22 protein-coding genes are annotated in these 22,056 nt (G+C 70.5%); 14 read left to right on the forward strand and 8 right to left on the reverse strand.

What is annotated here, in order from left to right:
• Positions 1 to 143: 143 nt before the first annotated feature.
• Together M3190_RS13290 and M3190_RS13295 are read left to right on the forward strand one after the other, a co-directional pair.
• A complete protein-coding gene (locus tag M3190_RS13290; protein ID WP_439958037.1) occupies positions 144 to 1,340 on the forward strand; it encodes an LLM class flavin-dependent oxidoreductase in 1,197 nt (398 codons plus the stop codon).
• Positions 1,337 to 1,981 carry an FMN reductase gene (locus tag M3190_RS13295; protein ID WP_251582504.1) on the forward strand — a complete coding sequence of 215 codons (645 nt, stop codon included), beginning with the start codon at positions 1,337 to 1,339 and terminating at the stop codon, positions 1,979 to 1,981. Before M3190_RS13290 ends, M3190_RS13295 begins: the two co-directional genes overlap by 4 nt.
• A gap of 5 nt (positions 1,982 to 1,986) precedes the next feature.
• Here the strand turns inward: M3190_RS13295 and M3190_RS13300 are convergent, their stop codons facing one another.
• Positions 1,987 to 2,583 (reverse strand): DedA family protein, encoded by a 597-nt coding sequence (locus M3190_RS13300; protein ID WP_251582506.1) that lies wholly within the window; start codon positions 2,581 to 2,583, stop codon positions 1,987 to 1,989.
• 151 nt (positions 2,584 to 2,734) lie between these two features.
• Here M3190_RS13300 and M3190_RS13305 point away from each other — a divergent pair, with 151 nt between their 5' ends.
• On the forward strand, positions 2,735 to 4,693 hold the full coding sequence (locus tag M3190_RS13305) for a glycosyltransferase (RefSeq protein WP_251582508.1): 1,959 nt from the start codon (positions 2,735 to 2,737) through the stop codon (positions 4,691 to 4,693).
• Here the strand turns inward: M3190_RS13305 and M3190_RS13310 are convergent.
• Both M3190_RS13310 and M3190_RS13315 read right to left on the reverse strand, forming a co-directional pair.
• Positions 4,690 to 5,382, reverse strand: coding sequence for a response regulator (locus M3190_RS13310; RefSeq protein ID WP_251582510.1), 693 nt, complete (start codon positions 5,380 to 5,382; stop codon positions 4,690 to 4,692). The genes M3190_RS13305 and M3190_RS13310 overlap by 4 nt on opposite strands.
• Complete coding sequence (locus M3190_RS13315; RefSeq protein ID WP_251582512.1) at positions 5,379 to 6,644, reverse strand: sensor histidine kinase; 1,266 nt, start codon at positions 6,642 to 6,644, stop codon at positions 5,379 to 5,381. The genes M3190_RS13310 and M3190_RS13315 overlap by 4 nt, the downstream gene beginning before the upstream one ends.
• 127 nt (positions 6,645 to 6,771) lie before the next feature.
• On the opposite strand from M3190_RS13315, the gene M3190_RS13320 reads away from it, so the two are divergent.
• Positions 6,772 to 8,211, forward strand: a complete 1,440-nt coding sequence (locus M3190_RS13320) for a cation:dicarboxylate symporter family transporter (protein ID WP_251582514.1) — start codon at positions 6,772 to 6,774, stop codon at positions 8,209 to 8,211.
• Between the two features lie 91 nt (positions 8,212 to 8,302).
• Here M3190_RS13320 and M3190_RS13325 read toward each other — a convergent pair whose 3' ends face one another.
• Positions 8,303 to 8,485, reverse strand: coding sequence for a DUF5302 domain-containing protein (locus M3190_RS13325; protein ID WP_251582516.1), 183 nt, complete (start codon positions 8,483 to 8,485; stop codon positions 8,303 to 8,305).
• A 295-nt stretch (positions 8,486 to 8,780) separates the two neighbouring features.
• Between M3190_RS13325 and M3190_RS13330 the strand changes: the two genes are divergently transcribed.
• From M3190_RS13330 to M3190_RS13355, 6 genes are all read left to right on the forward strand, one after another.
• Positions 8,781 to 11,045, forward strand: a complete 2,265-nt coding sequence (locus M3190_RS13330) for a polyribonucleotide nucleotidyltransferase (protein ID WP_251582518.1) — start codon at positions 8,781 to 8,783, stop codon at positions 11,043 to 11,045.
• 201 nt (positions 11,046 to 11,246) lie between these two features.
• On the forward strand, positions 11,247 to 12,266 hold the full coding sequence (locus M3190_RS13335) for an aldo/keto reductase (protein WP_251582520.1): 1,020 nt from the start codon (positions 11,247 to 11,249) through the stop codon (positions 12,264 to 12,266).
• A 65-nt stretch (positions 12,267 to 12,331) separates the two neighbouring features.
• Complete coding sequence (locus M3190_RS13340; RefSeq protein ID WP_308222257.1) at positions 12,332 to 12,931, forward strand: histidine phosphatase family protein; 600 nt, start codon at positions 12,332 to 12,334, stop codon at positions 12,929 to 12,931.
• Between the two features lies 1 nt (position 12,932).
• Positions 12,933 to 13,754 (forward strand): TSUP family transporter, encoded by an 822-nt coding sequence (locus M3190_RS13345; RefSeq protein WP_251582528.1) that lies wholly within the window; start codon positions 12,933 to 12,935, stop codon positions 13,752 to 13,754.
• Between the two features lie 9 nt (positions 13,755 to 13,763).
• Entirely contained in the window at positions 13,764 to 14,576 is an 813-nt protein-coding gene (dapB, locus tag M3190_RS13350) for a 4-hydroxy-tetrahydrodipicolinate reductase (RefSeq protein WP_251582537.1), read from the forward strand.
• Positions 14,573 to 15,022: a tetratricopeptide repeat protein gene (locus M3190_RS13355; RefSeq protein WP_251582538.1), complete on the forward strand. Its 450-nt coding sequence runs from the start codon at positions 14,573 to 14,575 to the stop codon at positions 15,020 to 15,022. Before dapB ends, M3190_RS13355 begins: the two co-directional genes overlap by 4 nt.
• 4 nt (positions 15,023 to 15,026) lie before the next feature.
• On the opposite strand, the gene M3190_RS13360 is transcribed toward M3190_RS13355, so the two are convergent.
• The 4 genes from M3190_RS13360 to M3190_RS13375 all read right to left on the reverse strand — a co-directional run bounded on the left by M3190_RS13360 (position 15,027) and on the right by M3190_RS13375 (position 17,426).
• Positions 15,027 to 15,917, reverse strand: coding sequence for a TIGR01777 family oxidoreductase (locus M3190_RS13360; protein ID WP_251582540.1), 891 nt, complete (start codon positions 15,915 to 15,917; stop codon positions 15,027 to 15,029).
• Entirely contained in the window at positions 15,910 to 16,335 is a 426-nt protein-coding gene (locus M3190_RS13365) for an OsmC family peroxiredoxin (RefSeq protein WP_251582542.1), read from the reverse strand. Before M3190_RS13365 ends, M3190_RS13360 begins: the two co-directional genes overlap by 8 nt.
• Positions 16,336 to 16,429: 94 nt before the next feature.
• Positions 16,430 to 16,996, reverse strand: coding sequence for a DUF4395 domain-containing protein (locus M3190_RS13370; RefSeq protein ID WP_251582544.1), 567 nt, complete (start codon positions 16,994 to 16,996; stop codon positions 16,430 to 16,432).
• Positions 16,989 to 17,426 (reverse strand): TlpA family protein disulfide reductase, encoded by a 438-nt coding sequence (locus M3190_RS13375; protein WP_251582546.1) that lies wholly within the window; start codon positions 17,424 to 17,426, stop codon positions 16,989 to 16,991. The genes M3190_RS13370 and M3190_RS13375 overlap by 8 nt, the downstream gene beginning before the upstream one ends.
• Positions 17,427 to 17,510: 84 nt before the next feature.
• On the opposite strand from M3190_RS13375, the gene thyX reads away from it, so the two are divergent.
• The 4 genes from thyX (at position 17,511) to M3190_RS13395 (ending at position 22,043) form a co-directional block, all read left to right on the forward strand.
• Positions 17,511 to 18,254, forward strand: coding sequence for an FAD-dependent thymidylate synthase (gene thyX / locus M3190_RS13380; protein WP_251582548.1), 744 nt, complete (start codon positions 17,511 to 17,513; stop codon positions 18,252 to 18,254).
• A 21-nt stretch (positions 18,255 to 18,275) separates the two neighbouring features.
• Entirely contained in the window at positions 18,276 to 19,028 is a 753-nt protein-coding gene (locus M3190_RS13385) for an SDR family NAD(P)-dependent oxidoreductase (RefSeq protein WP_251582557.1), read from the forward strand.
• 364 nt (positions 19,029 to 19,392) lie between these two features.
• Positions 19,393 to 20,370, forward strand: coding sequence for a 4-hydroxy-tetrahydrodipicolinate synthase (gene dapA / locus M3190_RS13390; RefSeq protein ID WP_251582559.1), 978 nt, complete (start codon positions 19,393 to 19,395; stop codon positions 20,368 to 20,370).
• Positions 20,367 to 22,043 (forward strand): ribonuclease J, encoded by a 1,677-nt coding sequence (locus M3190_RS13395; protein WP_251582561.1) that lies wholly within the window; start codon positions 20,367 to 20,369, stop codon positions 22,041 to 22,043. Before dapA ends, M3190_RS13395 begins: the two co-directional genes overlap by 4 nt.
• The last annotated feature ends 13 nt before the right edge of the window (positions 22,044 to 22,056 follow it).

Raw genomic sequence — 22,056 nt, forward strand, 5'->3', positions numbered from 1 at the left:
CGGGGCCAGAGTACCCGTCGGGAATAACGTGGACAGGGAGGCGTTTACACCGGTACATTCATTTGCATGAATCGGACGCGATCCGTCCGGGAATCGAGAGGGACATCGTGAGCGACACCAACGGCACCACCAGCTGGCCCGGGGTGCAGTTCGGAATCTTCACCGTCACCGACATCACGCAGGACCCCACCACGGGCCACACCCCGAGTGAGCGGGAGCGCATCGCCGCGACGGTAGAGATCGCCAAGCACGCGGAGGAGGTCGGTCTCGACGTCTTCGCCATCGGTGAGCACCACAACCCGCCGTTCTGGTCCTCGTCCCCGACGACGACGCTCGCGTACATCGCGGCGCAGACCGAACGCCTCATCCTCTCCACCTCGACGACGCTCATCACGACGAACGACCCGGTGAAGATCGCCGAGGACTACGCGATGCTGCAGCACCTGTCGGGCGGCCGCATGGACCTCATGCTCGGCCGCGGCAACACCGGACCGGTCTACCCGTGGTTCGGCAAGGACATCCGTCAGGGCGTGCCGCTCGCAATCGAGAACTACGCCCTGCTGCACAAGCTGTGGCGTGAGGACGTCGTCGACTTCGAGGGGAAGTTCCGCACCCCGCTGCAGGGCTTCACCTCGACGCCGCGTCCCCTCGACGGCGTGCCGCCGTTCGTGTGGCACGGGTCGATCCGCACCCCCGAGATCGCCGAGCAGGCCGCGTACTACGGTGACGGCTTCTTCGCGAACAACATCTTCTGGCCCGCTGAGCACTACCAGCGCCTCATCGGTCTCTACCGCCAGCGGTGGGAGCACTACGGACACGGCGCTCCCGAGACGGCGATCGTCGGCATCGGCGGCCAGGCGTTCATGGCGAAGAACTCGCAGGATGCCGTGGCGCAGTTCCGACCGTACTTCGACAACGCCCCCGTCTACGGTCACGGACCGTCGATGGAGGACTTCGCCGAGATGACCCCGCTCACCGTCGGATCGCCGCAGCAGGTCATCGACCGGTACGCCGGCATGCGCGACCTGTTCGGGGACTTCCAGCGTCAGCTGTTCCTCGTCGACCACGCGGGCCTCCCGCTCAAGATGGTCCTCGAGCAGCTCGACTTCCTCGGCGGGGAGGTCGTGCCGGTGCTGCGCAAGGAGCTCGCACAGGATCGCCCCGCGATCGTCCCCGACGCCCCGACCCACGCCGCACGGGTCGTCGCCACCTACGGCGACGGGCCCGTTCGTGAGGCACGTCCCCGCGCGAACCGCGGCGACAACCTCTCGGGCCCGAGCCCGTACCAGGACACCCCGGCTCCCGTCGGCGCCGCCTTCGGTCTCGGCGGTGCGCGATGACCGGCCGTCGGATCGCGGTCGTCTCGGCCGGGCTGTCGAACCCCTCTTCGACCCGCATGCTCGCCGACAAGCTCGCGGCGGCCGTGCTGGCCGACCTGCGCGAGCGGGACGTCGAGGCATCCGTCGACACGTTCGAGCTGCGCGAGTACGCCCACGACATCACCAACAACCTGCTGACCGGCTTCGCTCCGCCCGCACTGGAGGCGATGATCAACACGGTCGTCTCGGCGGACGCCCTCATCGTCGTCACACCGATCTTCTCGACGAGCTACTCGGGTCTGTTCAAGTCGTTCATCGACGTCCTCGACCCGGATGCGCTGCAGGGGAAGCCCGTGCTCATCGGCGCGAACGCGGGGACCGCGCGTCACTCGCTCGCGATCGACTATGCGATCCGCCCGCTGTTCGCCTACCTGCATGCGGAGGCCGTGTCGACCGGTGTGTTCGCCGCGTCGTCGGACTGGGGCGCCCGTGCCGACGACGTCTCGCCCCTGTCGGCCCGCATCGAGCGGGGTGCGCGGGAACTGGCGGATGCCGTGACGCGCCGTCCGGCCGGTGAGACGCTCGACCCGTTCGACCCCGAGTCGTACCTCGGCAAGGGCGGTTCGTTCGGCCACCTGCTGGGCGGTCTCACCGGGGAGTGACCCGATCAGCGTGAGCGGCGGCCCGCCCAGCGGGTCGCCGCCGCGTCGATCACGATCCCGAGCGCGATTGCCACGGCGATCGAGAGCACGACGGCCAGCAGCGGTTCGCCGGGCAGGAGGCTCCCCACCGCCGCGCCCACGAGCGCCTGATAGACCGCCCACGCCGTCGCCGCGATCGCTACCGTCACGAGGTAGCGCGCCGCGGGGACCCGCGTCGCGCCGGCGGTCAGGTTGACGGCGAGCCGCGCGAACGGGATGAAGCGTGCCGTGAAGACGACGGTCGCCGTCCCCCTCGAGAGCCGCGCACCGGCCCACGCGACGGCGGCACGGATGCGGGGGCGCCGCATCCATCGCCACCGGTCGACACCCACGATCCGCCCGACGCCGTAGCAGAGCGCGTCGCCGCAGAACGCGGCCAGGGCCGCAACGGCGATGACGGCCGCGAGGGCGGGCGTCCCTGTGGTCGCGGCGAGCGCTCCTGTCGCGGTCACGGCGATCTCACCCGGGACGACGACCAGCACGGCATCGGCGAACACCAGAGCGAACAGCGCCGGAAGCGCCCAGGGACCCCCGGCGACACCGGCGAGCAGATCGGCGAACACGCGGCCTGTGTACCAGGCAGCGGTGAACGTCGGGCGAACGGGGGACGGCCCGGGAACGGCGCGGTGGACGCGCGGCGAGAGGTGGATGAACACTCGACGATCCGGGGCCGGGACACTCGGTGCGGGCTCCTGCTCCCGGCACCCTGGTGCTGTGAGAGTCGCGGTCGTCACCGAGTCCTTCCTCCCGCACATGAACGGGGTCACCGGGTCCGTCCTCCAGATCCGGGAGCATCTCGAGCGGCGCGGGCACGAGGTGTTCGTCATCGCGCCCGGCGTCGGCCGCCACGATCTCGGGATGCCGGGCCGCTCCGTCCCGTCTGTGCCGCTGCCCGGATATCCCGCCGTCCGCCTCGCCGTACCGCCGGTCGCCTCCATCGCACGGGACCTCGCACGATTCGACGCCGACGTCGTCCACCTCGCCTCGCCGTTCCTGCTGGGATGGCAGGGTCTCGTCGCCGCGGAGTCGCGCCGGCTCCCCACGGTCGCCGTCTATCAGACCGACGTCGTCGCCTACGTCGGCAGGTACGGGCTGCCGCAGGGGGCCGCGCTCGCCGAGGCCCACGTGCGCCGACTGCACCGGCGCGCGACGCTCACCCTGGCTCCCTCGGCGTCGGCGCGCGCGCAACTCGAGGGGTTCGGCGTCGACCGCGTCGCCCTGTGGGGTCGGGGCGTCGACGGCGACCGGTTCACTCCGGATCGACGCGATGACCGCTGGCGGGAGGGCATGGCGCCCGGCGAGGTGATCATCGGATACGTCGGGCGGCTCGCGCCCGAGAAGCAGGTGGAGGACCTCGCTGCGCTGCGCGGGGTCCCCGGCATCCGACTCGTGATCGTCGGCGACGGTCCCGCACGTCCCGCGCTCGAACAGCTGATGCCGGAGGCGGTCTTCCTCGGCCACCTCGACGGTGACGAGCTCGCGACGGTGCTCGCCTCGTTCGACGTGTTCGTGCACCCGGGCGAGAGCGAGACGTTCGGCCAGACGATCCAGGAGGCCCAGGCCAGTGGTGTTCCGGTCGTGGCGACCGGGTCCGGCGGCCCGCTCGATCTCGTCTGCAGCAGTGTCGACGGATGGCTGTACCGGCCCGGTGACACCGCCGACCTGCGCGCCCGTGTGACCGACCTGGCCGGCGACGACGCCAAGCGTCACGCCTTCGGCCGCGCCGCCCGGGACGCCGTGTCAGGGCGCACCTGGGACGCGCTGGCGGACCGCCTCGTCGGACACTACGAGCGGGCCGTGATGCTGCACCGGACGGATGCCGGGCGTCGCGTCCATGCGTGGCCGCGCCCCGACGTCTCGGCACCGACCCGGGAGGGAGCGCGGTCGTGGTCGCGCTACGTCGCGCTGGGGGACTCGATCACCGAGGGCCTCTGCGATGCCTCGCGCATGCCGGCGGGGGCCTTCCGAGGGTGGGCGGACCGGCTCGCCCATCTGCTCGCGCTCGGCGGCGGCGACCGGCGACCCTTCCGCTACGCGAATCTGGCCGTGCGCAGTCGTCGGGTCGGGCACCTGGTGGACGAGCAGCTGCCCCGGTGCCTGGACATGCGCCCCGATCTGGTGTCGGTGCTGATCGGCGCCAACGACCTCACCCGATGGCACTGCGACCCCCTCGTCCTGGCCGCGCAGGTGGAGGAGGCCGTCACCCGACTCCGTGCCGCCGGCTGCGACGTGCTGCTCGCGACCGTGTTCCTCCCTGACCGGGTCGCGGCCGGGTTGTTCGCTCGGCGGTTCGCGCTGTACAACGCCCATCTGCGCCGCGCGGCTGCGCGCACGGGGGCGATCCTCCTCGACCTCGCCGCGCTTCCCGAGCTCTCCCGCGTCGATCTGTGGGCGGACGACAAGGTGCACCTGCGCTCCCGCGGGCACCGGTACGTCGCCTATCGCGCCGCGGACGCGCTCGGGGTCCCCGACGCGGAGGCGCTCGCGGGGCTCGACGAGGCCTTCCACGTCGACGAGGACCCGCCGGCGGGCGGCTCATGGCTGCGCCGTGACGCCCTGCCGTGGATGTGGCGTCGCCTGCGCGGACGGACGGCGGGCGACGGTCTCACGGCCAAGGTCCCCGAATACGTCGTGGTGGGACGGCCGAGCGGGCGGGCGAACCTCAACCGCTAGCGGTCGCCCGCCTGGGACCATCGGTACTCCGTCTCGGGGCGTCCCGGTGTCCCGTACCGCTGCGCGCGCTCTGCGCGTCCCGCATCGGCGAGGTGCTCGAGGTAGCGGCGCGCGGCGACGCGGGACATCCCCAGGCGCTCCGCCGCCTCGCGTGCAGACGCGGGACCCGAGCGCAGCAGGGCGCTCACGCGGCCGAGGGTCTCGGGCGACAGCCCCTTGGGGAGCGTGGGCGCCGGCGCGGTGCGCAGCGCCCCGAGCATCGCATCGATCTCGGCCTGCGTCGCCGCCCCGGCCGCCTGCGACACCTGGTCGCGGAAGCGTCGGTACTGCTGCATCCGGTCCTGGAAGTCGCCGAATGTGAAGGGCTTCACGAGATACTGCACGGCACCCAGCGTGATCGCCTGGCGCACGACTTCGGCGTCGCGGACCGAGGTGATCGCGATGACGTCCACGGCACCCGCGCGGGCTCGGAGGTGGCGCAGGACGTCCAGTCCCGAACCGTCGGGCATCGTCATGTCGAGCAGGACGAGGTCGATCTCGGACGCCCGCGGGCTGTCGAGGAGGGCGGCGACCGCGGCCCGCGCCCCCGAACACTCGGCGATGACCTCGAAGCCGGCGAGCCGTTCGACGTAGTGCCGGTGGAGTTCCAGGGTCAGGGCGTCGTCGTCGACGACCAGGACGCCGATCACGCGTCCCGCCGCGGGAGGATGACCGAGAAGGTCGTCGGATCGGAGCTCACCGAGATCGTGCCCTCGGCCTCCTCGACGATCGAGCGGACGAGGGCGAGCCCCACGCCGCGTCCGAACTCACCTGCGGGCTTGGTCGAGAAGCCGTGCTCGAAGATCCGGTCCGCGATCTCGCTCGGCACACCTCGCCCGCTATCGGCGACCTCGACCGCCAGCTCGTCCTCGGCGGTGCGGGTCATGCGCACGTCCACCCAGCGCGGTGCGGGACCGGATGCCGCGGCATCCACCGCGTTGTCGATGAGATTCCCGACGACCGACACCGCGTCGACGGGGGAGAGGACCGACCGCGGTGCGTCTGCATCGATCCGAGCGCGCCACTCCACGCCGCGCTCGGCGGCCTGCGACGCCTTGCCGAGCAGCAGTGCGCCCACCGTCGGATCGCCTTCGCGGCGGGCGGCGACCTGGTCGACGAGCAGCTGGCTCTGTCGTGCGTCCTCCGAGAGGATCTCGATCGCCTCGCCGGTGCGTCCGAGTTCGAGCAGCGCGATCGCGGTGTGCAGCCGGTTGCCGTGCTCATGGGTCTGCGCCCGCAGGGCCTCGCCGAGGGTGCGCATGGACTCGTACGACGAGACGGCGTCGCGCACAGCGCCCGCGGGGAGGTCGCCGGTCACCCTGCGGGTCGCCCGGCGGGCGAAGATCGCGCCCGCCAGACCCGCTGCCGCCAGGACGACGGCGATGCCCACCGCCACCAGCACGCGCGGTCCCAGGGTCTCGGCGATCGACCCGATCGTGACACCCACCGACACACGTCCGACCACCTCGCCGTCCGCGAGGACCGGCACGATCGTGCGCACGGACGGGCCGAGCGTCCCGGTGAACTCCTCCGTGAGGGTCCTGGTGCCCTCGGGGATGGTCCCGAGGTAGCGTTCGCCGATCCGAGCCGGATCGGCGTGGGTGACGCGGATGCCGGACGGGTCCATCACCGTCACGAAGTCGACGTCGGCGTCGGCGATGACCGTCTCGATCTCGGGCTGCAGCAGGCGGGATGCCGCACCGCGGTCGCCCTCGGCGAGCGCATCGATGACACCCGTGCTGTCGGCGATGGTCTCGGCGACGGCGCGCGTCACCCGCTCGGCCTCCGCCCGGACGGCGCGCTGCCCCTCCCAGAGCAGGATCCCGGCCATCGCAAGGGACAGGACCACGACGGCAGCCGACACGGCGACGAAGACGCGGGAGGCCGCGCTCGTCGGTCGGGGTCGCGCCACACTGCACTCCTCTCGCCGTCCTGGGAACAATACGACCACAACTGGGGGAGCGGAGCGCACAGGCGCACGCTGGTCCCCGTCGACACAGCCGTCGGCTCACGACAACGACTGTCACGCAGGAGAGATCATGGCCCTCACAACCTCGTTCCGGCTTCCCGGATACAACCCGCGCCGCGGCAAGCAGGCCTGGGACAAGCACACCTGGCTGTACGTCTCGGTGATCATCGCGGTCGTCCTCGGCTGCGTGGTCGGACTCGTCTGGCCGACCTTCGCCGTCGAGCTCGAGCCGGTCGGCAAGGCGTTCGTCAACCTCATCAAGATGATGATCGCGCCGATCATCTTCTGCACGATCGTCGTCGGGGTCGGCTCCATCGCGAAGGCCGCGACCGTCGGCCGCATCGGCGGCCTCGCGCTGCTCTACTTCATGGCGATGTCGACGTTCGCCCTGGCGATCGGCCTCGTCGTCGGCAACATCATCCACCCGGGTGAGGGCCTGAACATGCAGAACGCCCAGTACGACACCGGCTCGCTGCCCGAAGCGAAGACGACGACCGAGTTCCTCCTCGGCATCATCCCCACGACCTTCTTCTCGGCTTTCACGGGCGAGAGCGTCCTGCAGGTCCTGTTCATCGCTCTCCTGGTCGGCTTCGCACTGCAGAAGATGGGTGCCAAGGGCGAGCCCATCATGAACGCGGTCAAGAACCTCCAGGCGCTCGTCTTCCGCATCCTCGGCATGATCCTCTGGCTCGCCCCGATCGGAGCGTTCGGTGCGATCGCCGCCGTCGTCGGCAAGACCGGTGTCGCCGCGATCCTGAGCCTCGGCCTGCTGATGGTCGCCTTCTACATCACCTGCATCGTCTTCATCGTCGGCGTGCTCGGTACGCTCCTCTACGCCGTCGCCCGGGTCAACATCTTCCAGGTCATGAAGTACCTCGGCCGCGAGTACCTGCTCATCGTCGGCACCTCCTCGAGCGAGTCGGCCCTGCCGCGTCTGATCGCCAAGATGGAGCACCTCGGCGTCTCGAAGCCCGTCGTGGGCATCACGGTCCCGACCGGCTACTCCTTCAACCTGGACGGCACCGCGATCTACCTGACGATGGCATCGCTGTTCATCGCCTCGGGGATGGGTGCGCCGATGTCGATCCCCGAGCAGATCGGCCTCCTGGTCTTCATGATCATCGCCTCCAAGGGCGCCGCCGGCGTCACCGGCGCCGGTCTCGCGACCCTCGCCGGCGGTCTGCAGGCCTACCGTCCCGACCTCGTCAACGGCGTCGGCGTCATCGTCGGCATCGACCGGTTCATGTCCGAGGGCCGTGCGCTCACGAACTTCACCGGCAACGCCGTCGCGACGCTCCTCATCGGCACCTGGACCAAGCAGATCGACCGCGAGCAGGTCGCGGCCGTCCTCGCCGGCCAGCGTCCCTTCGACGAGTCCACCCTCTCCGGCCACGGGGTCTCCGACGACACCGACGCGGTGGACACCACGGGGCTGGGCGACGCAGCGCTCGACGAGGCCGCCGCCAAGGAGGAGCGCGCACGCCGCCGCGCGGAGGCGGCCACGCACTGACGCTCCCACGAACGCGGCGGGCCCGGACAGCCAGAAGGCGTCCGGGCCCGCCGTCATGCCGGGCCCGCCGTCATGCTGGGGTCGCTAGGGCTCAGCCGCTCTTGCGCCGGAACTCGCGCTTGGTGACGGCGCCGTGCGTTCCGTGCACGGCGGAGTCGCCGTCGAGGTGGGCCTCACCCTTCCGGCTGTGCGCGTTCTTCTTCTCGAGCGCCTCGCGGAACTTCCGCTTCATGTCTTCGGATGCCGCATCCGCGGTCTTCTCGTCGTCGCTCATGCCGCCACGATACGCACCCGGAAGGGCCCGCTGATAGGGTGGGGAGGGTTGCCCGCGGTCCTCACCGCGGCATCCGCTCAACTTCACAGTGAGCTCATGGAGCAGGCCCGGCAGGAAGCTGGTCCCCTGTGGTGGATTCCCATCCCGTTCCCGCGGATGGTGGTCTTCGACTGGTGGCCAGCGCAGGCGGTCCTCGCGGATGTGTCCGCGCGCCCATATCTGCCTGTTCCTGCTCCTTCGCACGATCTCGCTCGCGAAACGCGCGTGCGAGTCTAAACAAAGAAGGAGAGACCTCTTGGAAGGTCCTGAAATCACCGCCGCCGAAGCCGTCCTCGACAACGGACGCTTCGGCACCCGCACCGTCCGGTTCGAGACCGGACGCCTCGCCCAGCAGGCGCAGGGCGCCGTCGCCGCCTACCTCGACGAGGAGACGATGCTCCTGTCGGCCACCAGCGCCGGCAAGCACCCCCGTGAGGGCTTCGACTTCTTCCCGCTGACCGTCGACGTCGAAGAGCGTTCGTACGCGGCGGGCAAGATCCCCGGCTCGTTCTTCCGTCGCGAGGGGCGCCCCTCCACCGAGGCGATCCTCGTCTGCCGCCTCATCGACCGGCCGCTGCGCCCGTCGTTCGTCGACGGCCTGCGCAACGAGGTCCAGATCGTCGTCACGGTCCTCTCCATCGCTCCCGGCGAGTACTACGACGCCCTCGCGATCAACGCCGCCTCGGCGTCGACGCAGATCTCGGGTCTGCCGTTCTCCGGTCCGATCGCGGGTGTGCGCCTGGCGCTCATCCCCGGCCACGGCGAGCACGCCGACCAGTGGGTCGCGTTCCCGAACCAGAAGCAGGTCGAGGAGGCCGTGTTCGACCTGATGGTCGCCGGTCGCGTCCTGCCCGACGGCGACGTCGCGATCATGATGGTCGAGGCCGAGGCGACCGAGAACTCGTGGAACCTCATCAAGGGCGGCGCCGTCAAGCCCAGCGAGGACATCGTCGCCGGGGGTCTCGAGGCCGCCAAGCCGTTCCTCAAGCAGCTCGTCGAGGCGCAGGCGCAGATGGCAGCCGAGTCCTCGCGCGAGCCGGGCGTCTACCCCGTCTTCCCGCCGTACAGCTCCGAGGTCTACGACTTCGTGGCCGGTCGCGCCTACGACGACCTGGTGAACGTCTACCAGATCGCCGACAAGCAGGAGCGCCAGGCGGCCGATGACGCCGTCAAGGACCGCGTCAAGGCCGAGCTCATCGCCGCCGTCGAGGCGGAGCAGCTGCCCGCCGGCGCGCCGATCGAGTTCTCCGCCGCCTACAAGTCCGTGACGAAGGTCGTCGTCCGCGGTCGCATCCTCTCCGAGGGTGTCCGCATGGACGGTCGCGGGCTCGCCGACATCCGTCCGCTCGACGCCGAGGTGCAGGTCATCCCGCGCGTCCACGGCTCGGCGATCTTCCAGCGCGGCGAGACCCAGATCCTGGGTGTCACCACGCTGAACATGCTCAAGATGGAGCAGCAGATCGACTCGCTGTCGCCCACGACGAGCAAGCGCTACATGCACCACTACAACTTCCCGCCCTACTCGACCGGTGAGACCGGCCGTGTGGGCAGCCCGAAGCGTCGCGAGATCGGGCACGGCTTCCTCGCCGAGCGCGCCCTCGTGCCCGTGCTGCCCAGCCGTGAGGAGTTCCCGTACGCGATCCGTCAGGTGTCCGAGGCTCTCGGCTCCAACGGCTCGACGTCGATGGGCTCGGTGTGCGCCTCGACCCTGTCGCTGCTGAACGCGGGTGTGCCGCTGCGCGCCCCCGTCGCCGGTATCGCGATGGGTCTCGTGACCGACGAGGTCGACGGCCAGACGCGCTATGCCGCGCTGACCGACATCCTCGGCGCCGAGGACGCCCTCGGTGACATGGACTTCAAGGTCGCCGGTACGAGTGAGTTCATCACCGCGATCCAGCTCGACACGAAGCTCGACGGCATTCCGTCGTCGGTCCTCGCTGCCGCGCTGACGCAGGCGAAGGACGCCCGCCTCACGATCCTGAACGTCCTGAACTCGGCGATCGACGCCCCCGACGAGATGGCGCCGACCGCGCCGCGCGTCATCAGCGTCCAGATCCCGGTCGACAAGATCGGCGAGCTGATCGGCCCCAAGGGCAAGACGATCAACGCGATCCAGGACGAGACCGGAGCGCAGATCTCGATCGAGGACGACGGCACCGTCTACATCGGAGCCGTCGACGGACCTTCGGCCGAGGCCGCCCGCGCACAGGTCAACGCGATCGCCAACCCGACCAACCCCGAGGTCGGCGAGCAGTTCCTGGGCACGGTCGTCAAGATCGCGACCTTCGGTGCGTTCGTCTCGCTCCTGCCGGGCAAGGACGGGCTGCTGCACGTCAGCGAGGTCCGCAAGCTCGCCGGCGGCAAGCGCGTCGAGAACGTCGAGGACGTCCTCGGCGTCGGTCAGAAGATCCTGGTGCGCATCACCAAGATCGACGACCGCGGCAAGCTGTCGCTCGAGCCCGTGGTCGAGGAGTCGGCTCCGGCCGCCGACGCGGCCGCTGAGGCGCCCGCCGAGGCCTGATCCCGCACGTCGCGAACGCCCGTCCTCCTCGGAGGGCGGGCGTTCGCCGTCGCGGGCCCCGCGCGGACAACCGTTATCGAAACGTCATCGATCGCCGCGCGGACGCGCACGTCCAGTCCGAGGGCTGCTCTACCCTCGGAGTGAGCGCATCCGGCGGTGCGTGGACACATGTCTTCCGGAACGCTCTGCAAGGAGACGGGCATGGCAGCGTTCGAGACGGCGGATCCGACGTCGCCGACCACCGCGCCCACGCTGCATCCCTCCGGCCCGCTGCCGGTCCACGGCGCTCCGCTGGGCCGCGCCGTCCGTGTCCCCCTCGGCGAGACCGGCCTCACGGTGTTCCCGCTCATCCTGGGGGGTGGGGAGTTCGGGTGGCACATCGACATCGCGGCGGCCCACGCCATCCTGGACCGCTACGTCGAACGCGGCGGCAACGCGCTCCACACCTCCGACAGCTACGCCGCAGGTCGCAGCGAGCACGCCATCGGCCGGTGGATGGCCGCGCGCCGCAACCGCGACGACGTGGTTCTCACGGTGCGTGTCGGCCGAGGTGCCGACAACCCCGGGCTCGGCCCCGTGAACCTCGTGCGTGCCGTGGAGGCGTCACTCATCCGTCTGGGCACGGACCGCATCGATGTGCTCTCCCTCGACGGGACGTCCGACCGGACGACCCTGCTCGAGGACACCCTCGCGACGGCGGAGTGGCTCGTCGAATCCGGGAAGGTGCGCACGATCGGCGCCGCGGGGTACCGGGCCGCGCAGCTCGTCGAGGCCCGCATCCTGTCGGCGGCGGGCTATCCGCGGTTCACGGTGCTGGATGTCCCCTACAACGTGCTCCGCCGCGACGAGTTCGACGGCGATCTGCGGCTGGTCGCAGGAGCGCAGGACATCGCGGTCACGCCGTCGCAGGCGCTCGAGCACGGCTACCTGTCGGGCGTGCACCGCGACCGTGAACACGTCAGCGGAACCGTGCGCGGACGCCAGCTGGCGGCGAGCATGAACCGTCGCGGCGCGCGGACCTTGCGGGCGATGGACCGGATCGCCGGCGAGCTCGCGGTGCCGCCCGCCGCTGTCGCCATCGCCTGGCTGCTCGCGCAACGGATCGTCGCGGCGCCGATCGTCAACGCCTACGCCGTCGCCCACGTCGACGAACTCGTGCAGGGTGTCGGCGTGCACCTCAGTCGAGCGCACCTCGCCGAGATCGCGCGGGCCACCGACTGAGGCTGGTTTAGGGTGGAAGGAGCCGGGGGAACGCCCGGCGCACTTTCGACGAAGCGAGCAGACACGTGACGCACTATCTGTATCTGGTGCGGCACGGCGAACACCTCGACGCCGAGCACGGGCTGGCCGACGGACCGCTCTCGCCGCGCGGTCGCCGCCAGGCCGAGCTGCTCGCCGACCGCCTGTCGGGTGTCCCGCTCACCGCCGTGTGGCACTCGCCGCTGCTGCGTGCGGCCGAGACCGCTCGCGCGGTCGCCGAGCGCTTGCCGGCCGTCGACCCCGAGCCCACCGCCCTGCTGTTCGACTGTGTGCCGAGCGGGATGACACCGGACACCCCGCACGTCTACGAGCCGTTCTTCGGGGGAGTGACCGAGGCCGAGGCCGACGCCGGTGCGGCGCAGATGGCGGATGCCGGGGCGGAGTTCCTCGCCCACCGTCCCCACGCGCACGAACTCCTCATCACGCACAACTTCGTCATCGCCTGGTTCGTCCGCGAGGTCCTGCAGGCGCCGGAGTGGCGCTGGCTCACGATCAACCAGGCCCACTGCGGTCTGACGGTCCTCGCGCAGCGTCCGGGGCGCCCGTGGACCCTCGTGGCCCACAACGACCTCGCACACCTCCCGGTCGAGCTGCGGACGGGTCTGCCCGACATCCTCTCGGTGTGAGGTGCTGACCGGACCTGCCGTCGCCGAGTGGCTCCCCGTCTCGGCCAGTGCACTCCTGTTCCTCGTGGTCGCTGCCGGCGTCGCCGGGTGGGTCGATGCCGTCGTGGGCGGGGGCGGCCTCATCCAGCTGCCGGCGCTCGTGATCGGTGTGCCGAAGGATGTCGGCACGCCGTTCATCCTCGGCACGAACAAGCTGTCGTCCTTCTTCGGCACCCTCTCGGCGAGCTGGGTGTATCTCCGGCGAGTCCGGGTCCATCTGACGCTCCTGATCCCGCTCGTGGCGGGCGCCTTCGCCGGGTCCGCCGTCGGCGCGGCACTGTCGCGCTATGTGCCTCGCGAGCTCTTGACCCCGGTCGTGCTGATCGCGGTCGTGGCGGTCGGCGTGTACACGCTGCTGCGGCCGCGGATGGGGCTGCACCACGAGCCGCGGCACACCGCCCGAGCGGCCGTCGTGTGGCGCTCGGGCCTCATCGGGCTCGCCGTGGGCTTCTACGACGGCATCCTCGGTCCGGGCACCGGATCGTTCTTCGTGATCCTCCTCGTCGGCGTCCTCGGCTTCGGCTTCCTGCAGGCGAGTGTCAACGCGAAGATCGCCAACCTCACGACGAACCTCGCCGCGCTCATCGTCTACGGCGTGCACGGCGAGATCATCCTCGTACTCGGACTCCTCATGGCGTGCGCCAACGTCGCCGGCGGCTTCATCGGTGCTCGGATGGCCACACGAGGCGGCAACGGCTTCGTGCGCGTCGTGTTCCTGGTGGTGCTGGGCCTGCTCATCGTCAAGCTCGCCTGGGACACGATCGCCTCCCCGCTGCCCGCCTAGGCTGGAGGCATGACGACGCGTGTGGCCCTCGTGGGCGGGACCGGCAAGCTCGGCGGCATCATCGCCGACGTGATCGCAGCGACGGACGGCTACGAGACCGTCGCTGTCCTCGGGTCATCGAGCGACCTCAGCGAGATCGACGGCGCCGACCTCGTCGTCGACGCGTCGACCCCCGCCGTCTCCATCGACGTCGTCCGTGCCGCGATCGAGCGTGGCAAGAACGTGCTCGTCGGCACATCGGGGTGGTCCGCCGAACGCATCGCGCTCATCCGCCCGCTGGTGGATGCCGCGGGCACCGGCGCCGTCTTCATCCCCAACTTCTCGCTCGGCTCGGTGATCGGTTCCGCGCTCGCCGCGGCATCCGCCCCGTTCTTCCCTTCCATCGAGATCGTCGAGACGCACCGCGAGACCAAGGTCGACTCACCCAGCGGGACGGCCGTGCGCACGGCGGAGCTCATCGCCGCGGCACGCTCGGAGGTCGGCCCGGTCGAGGCGCCGCACGTCGATCAGCGTGCGCGGGGCCAGCAGATCGCCAGCGTCCCCGTCCACTCGCTGCGACGTCCGGGTGTCATCGCCCGGCAGGAGACGATCCTGTCGGGTCCGGGGGAGTCGCTCACGATCGTGCACGACACCGTCGACCCCGCCGCGGCCTACGCCCCCGGCATCCGTGTCGCCCTCGACGCAGCGCGGGACACGACCGGCATCGTGATCGGTCTCGACGCGATGATCGACATCGGCATCCGGATGCCGCAGACACCGCGGACCTCACCCGTCGCCGACGGCGCCGTGTCCGGTCAGGTCGCCGCGACGACCGCGCCATGAGGACACGCATCGCCGTCGCGATCGTCGCCGCCGTCCTCGTCCTCTACATCGCCCTCGTCGCCCAGCGCGCCGTCCTGCTCGTCTCGAGCGGCGATCCGGTGGGCATCGCCATGGGGATCGCGCTCGTGCTGCTGCCCGTGGTCGCGGTGTGGGCGCTCTGGCGCGAGCTGAGCTTCGGTCTGGGCGCGCAGCGGTTGGGTCGTCGGCTCGAGGCCGAGGGCGGGCTGCCGGAGGAGGAGCTCACCCTCCGTCCCAGCGGCCGACCGGTCCAGGCGGAGGCCGACGCACTGTTCCCCGCCTATCGGGACGCCGTCGAGGAGAACCCCGACGACTGGCGCGCCTGGTACCGGATGGGACTCCTCTACGACGGCGCGGGGGACCGTCGGCGGGCGCGCGGCGCGATCCGCACCGCCATATCGCGCGAGCGAGCCCAGCGTCGCGGCTGAGCCGTCAGACGGCGGCCGCGACGGCGTCCTCGACGGTCGGATGCCGGAACGTGAACCCCGACGCGAGCAGCGCCGCCGGGACGACGTGCGTGTCGTTCGCGAGCAGCGCCTCGACGGCGTCCTTTCCGAGGACGAGGCGCACCGCCCACAACGGGGCGCGCAGGATGTAGGGCCGGTTCAGACGTCGTGCCAGGGCGAAACCGAGGTCGTTCGCCGTCGCGCGCTCGGGACCCGTGAGGTTGACGGGTCCGGTGATCCTGCGGTCGATGACATGGCGGATCGCGCCGATCTCGTCGTCGAGCGAGATCCACGGCCACACCTGCGTCCCGCGGCCGAGCGGGCCGGACAGGCCCAGCTTGGTCAGCAGGAGCAGGGGCTTCAGCACGCCGTCGCGATGGACGACAGGGGCCGTGCGCAAGAGGGCTGTGGGGGCACCCGAGGCGACCGCGGCCGACTCCCACTCGCCGCAGAGATCGGAGAGGAAGGCGTCGCCCCGTGGGCCCGATTCGTCGAAGGTCCGGCCGTGCGCGTCCGGCGGATAGTAGCCGGTGGCCGATGAGCTCACGAACAGCGGCGCGTCCTCGCCGAGTTCGCGCAACGCTCGCGCGAGCGTCTGCGTCGGATGGATCCGCGACCAGACGAGCTGCTTCTTGTACGAGGGGGTCCACGGGAATCGGCCGATCGTCGCGCCGTTGAAGTTCACGACCGCCTCGGCACCCGCGAGCACCTGCGGATCGAGCGGCGACTCGCCGGGCGCCCAGGTGACCTCGTCCGGCGCCTGGGCAGCGTGCCGGACGAGCCGCGTCACGGCGTACCCGTCCGCCCGCAGGGAGTCGACGAGGGCGCGCCCGATCAGTCCCGACGCCCCCGAGACGACGACCCGGCGATCAGGCAAGCGTCGCCTCGAGCGTGATCTCGATGCCGGAGAGGGCGGCCGAGACCGGGCATCCCGCCTTCGCCTCGTTCGCGATGCGGTCGAAGTCCTCCGCCGAGAGTCCGGGGACCGAGGCGTTGACGTTGAGGTGGGACCCGGTGATGCCCGTGCCGGGGATGAAGGTGACGGATGCCGTCGTCTCGACGCTCTCCGGCGGAGTCCCGTTCTCGGCCAGGGCGTTCGACAGGGCCATGCTGAAGCACGAGGAGTGCGCGGCGGCGATGAGCTCCTCCGGAGTCGTCACCGAGGTGGACCCCTCGCTCCGCGCCTTCCAGTTGACCGCGAACGGTCCCTGGTTGGAGCTCTCGAGGGCGATCTCGCCCGACCCTTCGAAGAGGGTTCCCTTCCAGCTGGTGGTGGCTTCGCTCGTGACGCTCATGGTCTCTCCTCGGTCGTGGTCGTGACGGAACGGTGCCGAGCCTAAACCTCGCGGATGAGCGCGCGATACGACTTGACGCGGCTTCGGGGGAGCGTCAGGCGGTGCGGCCCACGAGGCCTGCGCGCTGCAGGATCAGCCACAACTGGCATCCGAGACACAGGCCGAACACGGCGTTGAGGAACGCCGCCATGAACGCGAGCCCTGCCGCGATCGGCAGCGCGAGCGGGACGCCGAGGAGGTGCAGCAGGAGTCCCACCGTGGTGACGAACAGGCCCACGCCCTGCGCGAAGCGCGGCGGGCGAGGGTCTTCGAGGTCCGTCGGCGGGGCGAGACGCGGCTGGACGATGCGCCGGTAGAGGGCGCCCCACGGAGCGGTGCGGGGCGAGACGACGCCCCACAGGAACAGCAGGGCGATGACGAGGACGGCGAGGAAGCCCGGGTCGAGGATACGCATGGACAGCGGGGTGAATGGGAGCACCCAGCCGCTGATCGGAACGATGAACATGCCACCGCCGAGTGGGGCGAGCCAGCCGAATCCCGCATCGGTGTGAGCCGTCGAGCTGCCCAGCAGGGCCAGCAGCGTCGCGATCAGCAGCAGCACCGACGTGACGGATGCCGCGAACCGCGGGCCGCGCGGGTCGATCCCGCGGACCTCAGCCACGGTCCGCTCCTGCGGTCACGCGGTCGAGCTCCATCTCGACGACCTGCCGCCCCGGCGTCCCGCCGAATCGCGAGTGCACGACTCCGTGCCGGTCGAGGATGAGGGTCGTCGGTGTCTGGAGCACCTGGAAGTGCTTGGCGATGTCGACCCTGTGGGTGAGGTCGACGTCGAGGTGCAGCACGCCGTCGCGGTCGTCGGCGATCTCGCGGAGGGTGCGGTGGACGCCGGGGCACCTACTGCACATCTCGGTGCTGAACTGCAGCAGGGTCGCCTTCTCGCCGAGTCGCTCCGCGCCCAGGCGGGTGGGTTCGACGACCTCGTGGGGATCGACCGCGCGGGGGCGGTTCTGCTGCCGACGAAGGACGAGTCCGATGCCGACGGTGACCACGAGCAGGGCGGTCAGCACGACGATGGCGGGAAGGAGTTCCATGACCGCTCCACAGTAGTGCTGTCCGGTGCGTACGGGCGCTGCCAGGCGTCATCCCGCGTCACCTCGACGGGTAGTGTGTGAGCCGTGAGTGAGCGCGCCGACAGCCCCGAGATCGAGTTCCGCAGCGATGTCACCGTCGAGCTGGTGCGCTCGTCGGCATCCGACAGTGACGTGCTCTTCGCGGCCCGCGTCTCGACGCAGGGTGAGCAGACCCTCGAAGCCGCGGCCGAGGGCACCGAGGCGACGGGGCGCGACCGCGGCCTCATCAACTACCTCATGCGTGACCGCCACGGATCGCCCTTCGAGCACAACTCGATGACGTTCTACGTGCAGGCGCCGATCTTCGTCTTCCGCGAGTTCATGCGCCACCGGATGGCCTCGTACAACGAGGAGTCGGGCCGCTACCGCGAGCTGCGGCCCGTCTTCTACGTCCCCGCACCCGAGCGCAACCTCGTGCAGGTCGGCAAGCCCGGCGCGTACCAGTTCCTGCCCGGATCGGAGGAGCAGGTCGAGCTCGTCGCACGTGAGACGCGCGAGGCATCCGTCGCGGCCTTCGAGAGCTACCAGCGGATGCTGGACGCCGGCATCGCCCGCGAGGTCGCCCGCATCGTCCTCCCGCTGAACATCATGTCCTCCATGTACGTGACGGTGAACGCGCGATCCCTCATGAACTTCCTTTCCCTGCGCACGACGCGGGAGGGCACGCACTTCCCGTCGTTCCCGCAGCGGGAGATCGAGATGTGCGCCGAGAAGATGGAGAACGTGTGGCGCGAGCTCATGCCGCTCACGTACGCCGCCTTCAACGCGAACGGTCGCGTCGCCCCCTGACCCGCTCCTAGGCTGACGCGCATGAGTCGCACAGCCCTCGTCACCGGCGCGAGCTCCGGGATCGGAGCCGAGTACGCCCGCCAGCTCTCGTCCCGGGGCGCCGAGGTCGTCCTCGTGGGACGGGACGAATCCGCGCTGCGCTCCCTGGCCGATGAGATCGGGGCGCGCGGCGGCCGCGCGGATGTGCTGGTGACCGACCTGCTGGATGCGGCGCAGCGCAGCCGCGTCGAAGAGCGTCTGGCGGCCGGGGTCGATGTCCTCGTCAACTGCGCCGGCTACGGCCTGCGCCGTGCCTTCGAGGAGAGCGACATCGACGACGAGGCCCGGCACCTCGAGCTCCACGCGGAGGTCACGATGCGCCTGACCCGCGCTGCTCTCCCCGTCATGCTCGACCGTCGCCGCGGACGCATCCTGAACGTCGCCTCGGTCGCCGGTCTCGTGCCGCGCGGCACGTACGGGGCGGCCAAGGCGTGGGTCGTGAGCTTCAGCCGCTGGGCCGACGCGGTCTACGCGCCGCGCGGGGTGACGGTCACAGCCGTGTGTCCCGGCTTCGTCCACACCAACTTCCACGAGCGACTCGGTCTGCCGCCGGGGCAGGAAGGGGTCCCCGGGTGGATGTGGCTCGACGCTCCCGCAGTGGTCCGCGCCTCCCTCCGCGACGCCGCCCGCGGCCGTGCCGTCAGCATCCCCTCGTTCCGGTACAAGGCCCTCGTCGCCCTCTCGCGGCTCCTCCCGGACCGCGTCGTCGTCCCCGCCGCGTCCCGCGGTCGCTGAGAGCGGACGACCGCCTCGGCGGGATCCCGCGGACGTTGCAGCCGTGCCGCCGTGGGGGGACGCGGGCGCAGCTCGCGCGAGCGGTGGATCGCGGAAACCTCATCCGAGTGCGCAGCGGCGTGTGCGCGGTCCGGGAAGCCGCCCCATCGACGCGGATCGCGGCTGCGCGCGGCGGCGAGCTCCGCTGCGCATCCGCGCCGCGCCACCACGGAGTCTGGGTCCTCGAGCATCCCGTCCGCCTGCACGTGTGGGTGGGGCCGGTCGACAGTCCGGGGGTGTCAGTCGGCATGCGTCACTCGGATCGTGCATGCGTCACCTGCCGACCCCGCACGACCCGAGGAGCCCGACCGGTACCCTGGGAACCATGACGCACTCCGCCAATCCCTTCGGTCAGGTGCTCGTCGCGCTCGTCACCCCCATGACGGCCGACGGCGAGGTCGATTGGCCCGCAGTCGAGAAGCACATCGACGACGTCATCACGGGCGGTGCCGACGGCATCGTCGTGACCGGCACGACCGGTGAGACCAGTACGTTGACGGATGCCGAGAAGCTGAAGCTCGTCGAGGTGGGCAAGTCCGTCTCCTCGGGGCGCGCGAAGATCATCACAGGCGGCGGATCGAACGAGACCGCCCACGCCATCGAGCTCTACAAGGCCAGCGAGAAGGCCGGCGCCGACGGCATCATGATCGTCACGCCGTACTACAACAAGCCGACGCAGGCCGGCATCCTGACGCACTTCCGCCTCGTCGCCGACGCGACGGATCTGCCCGTCATCCTCTACGACATCCCCGGGCGTACGGGGGTGCCCATCACATACGAGACGATCCTTCGCCTCGCGAAGCACCCCAACATCCTCGCGGTGAAGGACGCCAAGGGCGATTTCAGCGAGGTGAGCCGCGTCCTCAACCAGACCGACCTGCTCTACTTCTCCGGCGACGACGCGAACGTCCTGCCGCACCTGTCGATCGGCGCGGCCGGACTCATCGGTGTGACCGCCAACATCACATCGGCGCCGTACCGCGTGATCGTGGATGCCGTGAACCGTGGCGACCTGAAGACCGCGACCGCTGCCCACCAGAAGCTCGAGCCGCTCGTCCGCGCCGTCATGACCCATGTGCCGGGCACAGTGAGCGCGAAGTACATCCTCCACGGTCTCGGCCGCATCTCCAGCCCCCGCGTCCGACTTCCCCTGGTCGGCCCCGAGGAGTGGGAAGCCGCCCTCATCGAGGACGAACTCGCCCTCGTGAAGGATGTCGACGGTGCCGACTTCTCCAACTTCAGACCCGACCGCAACGCCGCCGCCGGCGGCGCCCTTCCGAAGGTGCATGGAACAACTCGATGAGCACGACCGTCTCCGCGCCTGAGGCGCTCGCATCCGGCACGCTCCGGGTCACCCCCGTCGGCGGACTCGGCGAGGTCGGCCGAAACATGACGGTCTTCGAGTTCGACGGGAAGCTGCTCATCGTCGACTGCGGCGTGCTGTTCCCCGAGGAGCACCAGCCGGGTGTCGACCTGATCCTCCCGGACTTCGAGGCGATCCGCGGGCGGCTCGACGACATCGTCGGTGTCGTGCTCACGCACGGTCACGAGGATCACATCGGCGCGGTGCCGTACCTCCTCAAGCGCAAGGGGGACATCCCCCTCATCGGCTCGCAGCTGACCCTCGCCCTCGTCGAGGCGAAGCTCAAGGAGCACCGGATCAAGCCGTACACGCTGACGGTGAAGGAGGGGCAGCGCGAACAGGTCGGACCCTTCGACCTCGAGTTCGTCGCGGTCAACCACTCCATTCCCGACGCGCTGGCCGTCGGCATCCGCACCCCCGCAGGGCTGGTGCTGGCGACGGGCGACTTCAAGATGGACCAGCTCCCGCTCGACGGTCGCCTGACCGACCTGCGCGCCTTCGCCCGGCTGGGGGAGGAGGGCGTGGACCTCTTCCTCGTCGACTCTACGAACGCCGACGTCCCCGGCTTCACGCCGCTCGAGCGCGCGATCGGGCCGGTCCTCGACCAGGTCATCGGCAAGGCACCGCGTCGCGTGATCGTGGCGAGCTTCTCGAGTCACGTCCACCGGGTCCAGCAGGTCATCGACGCCGCCGCCGCGCACGGTCGCCGGGTCGCCTTCCTCGGCCGCTCGATGGTGCGCAACATGACGATCGCCGAGCAGCTCGGCTACCTCCACGTCCCCGACGGCGTCCTCATCGACTACAAGAAAGCCAAGGACCTCCCGGACGACCGCATCGTCTACATGTCGACGGGGTCGCAGGGCGAGCCGATGGCGGTCCTGTCCCGGATGGCGAACCTCGACCACGCCATCGAGCCGGGGGAGGGGGACACCGTCATCCTCGCCTCGAGCCTCATCCCGGGCAACGAGAACGCCGTCTACCGCGTGATCGACGGGCTCACCAAGCTCGGTGCGAACGTCGTGCACAAGGCGAACGCGAAGGTCCACGTCTCGGGCCACGCCGCCGCCGGTGAGCTCCTCTACTGCTACAACATCCTGAAGCCGAAGAACGTCCTGCCCGTGCACGGCGAGTACCGGCACCTGATGGCCAACGCGAAGCTCGCTCAGGACAGCGGCATCCCGGCGGAGAACACCATCCTGGCCGAGAACGGCACCGTCATCGACCTGAAGGACGGCGTCGCCCGCGTCGTCGGCCAGCTCGACCTGGGGTTCGTCTACGTCGACGGTTCGTCGGTCGGCGAGATCACGGATGCGGACCTCAAAGACCGGCGGATCCTCGGCGAGGAGGGGTTCATCTCCGTCATCGTCGTGGTGGATGCCGCGACGGGCCGGATCGTCACGGGGCCCGAGATTCACGCCCGGGGTGTCGCGGAGGACGACGCGGTGTTCGACTCCGTCAAGCCCAAGATCGCTCAGGCGCTGACCGAGGCCGCTCAGTCCGGGGTCCGCGATCAGCACGCGCTGCAGCAGGTCGTGCGCCGGACGATCGGTCGGTGGGTCAACCAGTCGCTGCGCCGTCGTCCGATGATCGTCCCCATGGTGATCGAGGCCTGACGGGGCCGCTACC

This window comes from Microbacterium oleivorans, assembly GCF_023715745.1.
Lineage (GTDB): Bacteria > Actinomycetota > Actinomycetes > Actinomycetales > Microbacteriaceae > Microbacterium > Microbacterium oleivorans_D.

Excerpts from the sequence above, each read along its gene's own strand:
- M3190_RS13395 (WP_251582561.1), top strand. The coding sequence starts at position 20,367 with ATGAGCACGACCGTCTCCGCGCCTGAGGCGCTCGCATCCGGCACGCTC.
- M3190_RS13385 (WP_251582557.1), top strand. The coding sequence starts at position 18,276 with ATGAGTCGCACAGCCCTCGTCACCGGCGCGAGCTCCGGGATCGGAGCC.
- M3190_RS13295 (WP_251582504.1), top strand. The coding sequence starts at position 1,337 with ATGACCGGCCGTCGGATCGCGGTCGTCTCGGCCGGGCTGTCGAACCCC.
- M3190_RS13365 (WP_251582542.1), bottom strand. The coding sequence starts at position 16,335 with ATGAGCGTCACGAGCGAAGCCACCACCAGCTGGAAGGGAACCCTCTTC.
- M3190_RS13355 (WP_251582538.1), top strand. The coding sequence starts at position 14,573 with ATGAGGACACGCATCGCCGTCGCGATCGTCGCCGCCGTCCTCGTCCTC.
- dapB (WP_251582537.1), top strand. The coding sequence starts at position 13,764 with ATGACGACGCGTGTGGCCCTCGTGGGCGGGACCGGCAAGCTCGGCGGC.
- dapA (WP_251582559.1), top strand. The coding sequence starts at position 19,393 with ATGACGCACTCCGCCAATCCCTTCGGTCAGGTGCTCGTCGCGCTCGTC.
- M3190_RS13325 (WP_251582516.1), bottom strand. The coding sequence starts at position 8,485 with ATGAGCGACGACGAGAAGACCGCGGATGCGGCATCCGAAGACATGAAG.
- M3190_RS13320 (WP_251582514.1), top strand. The coding sequence starts at position 6,772 with ATGGCCCTCACAACCTCGTTCCGGCTTCCCGGATACAACCCGCGCCGC.
- M3190_RS13335 (WP_251582520.1), top strand. The coding sequence starts at position 11,247 with ATGGCAGCGTTCGAGACGGCGGATCCGACGTCGCCGACCACCGCGCCC.
- M3190_RS13375 (WP_251582546.1), bottom strand. The coding sequence starts at position 17,426 with ATGGAACTCCTTCCCGCCATCGTCGTGCTGACCGCCCTGCTCGTGGTC.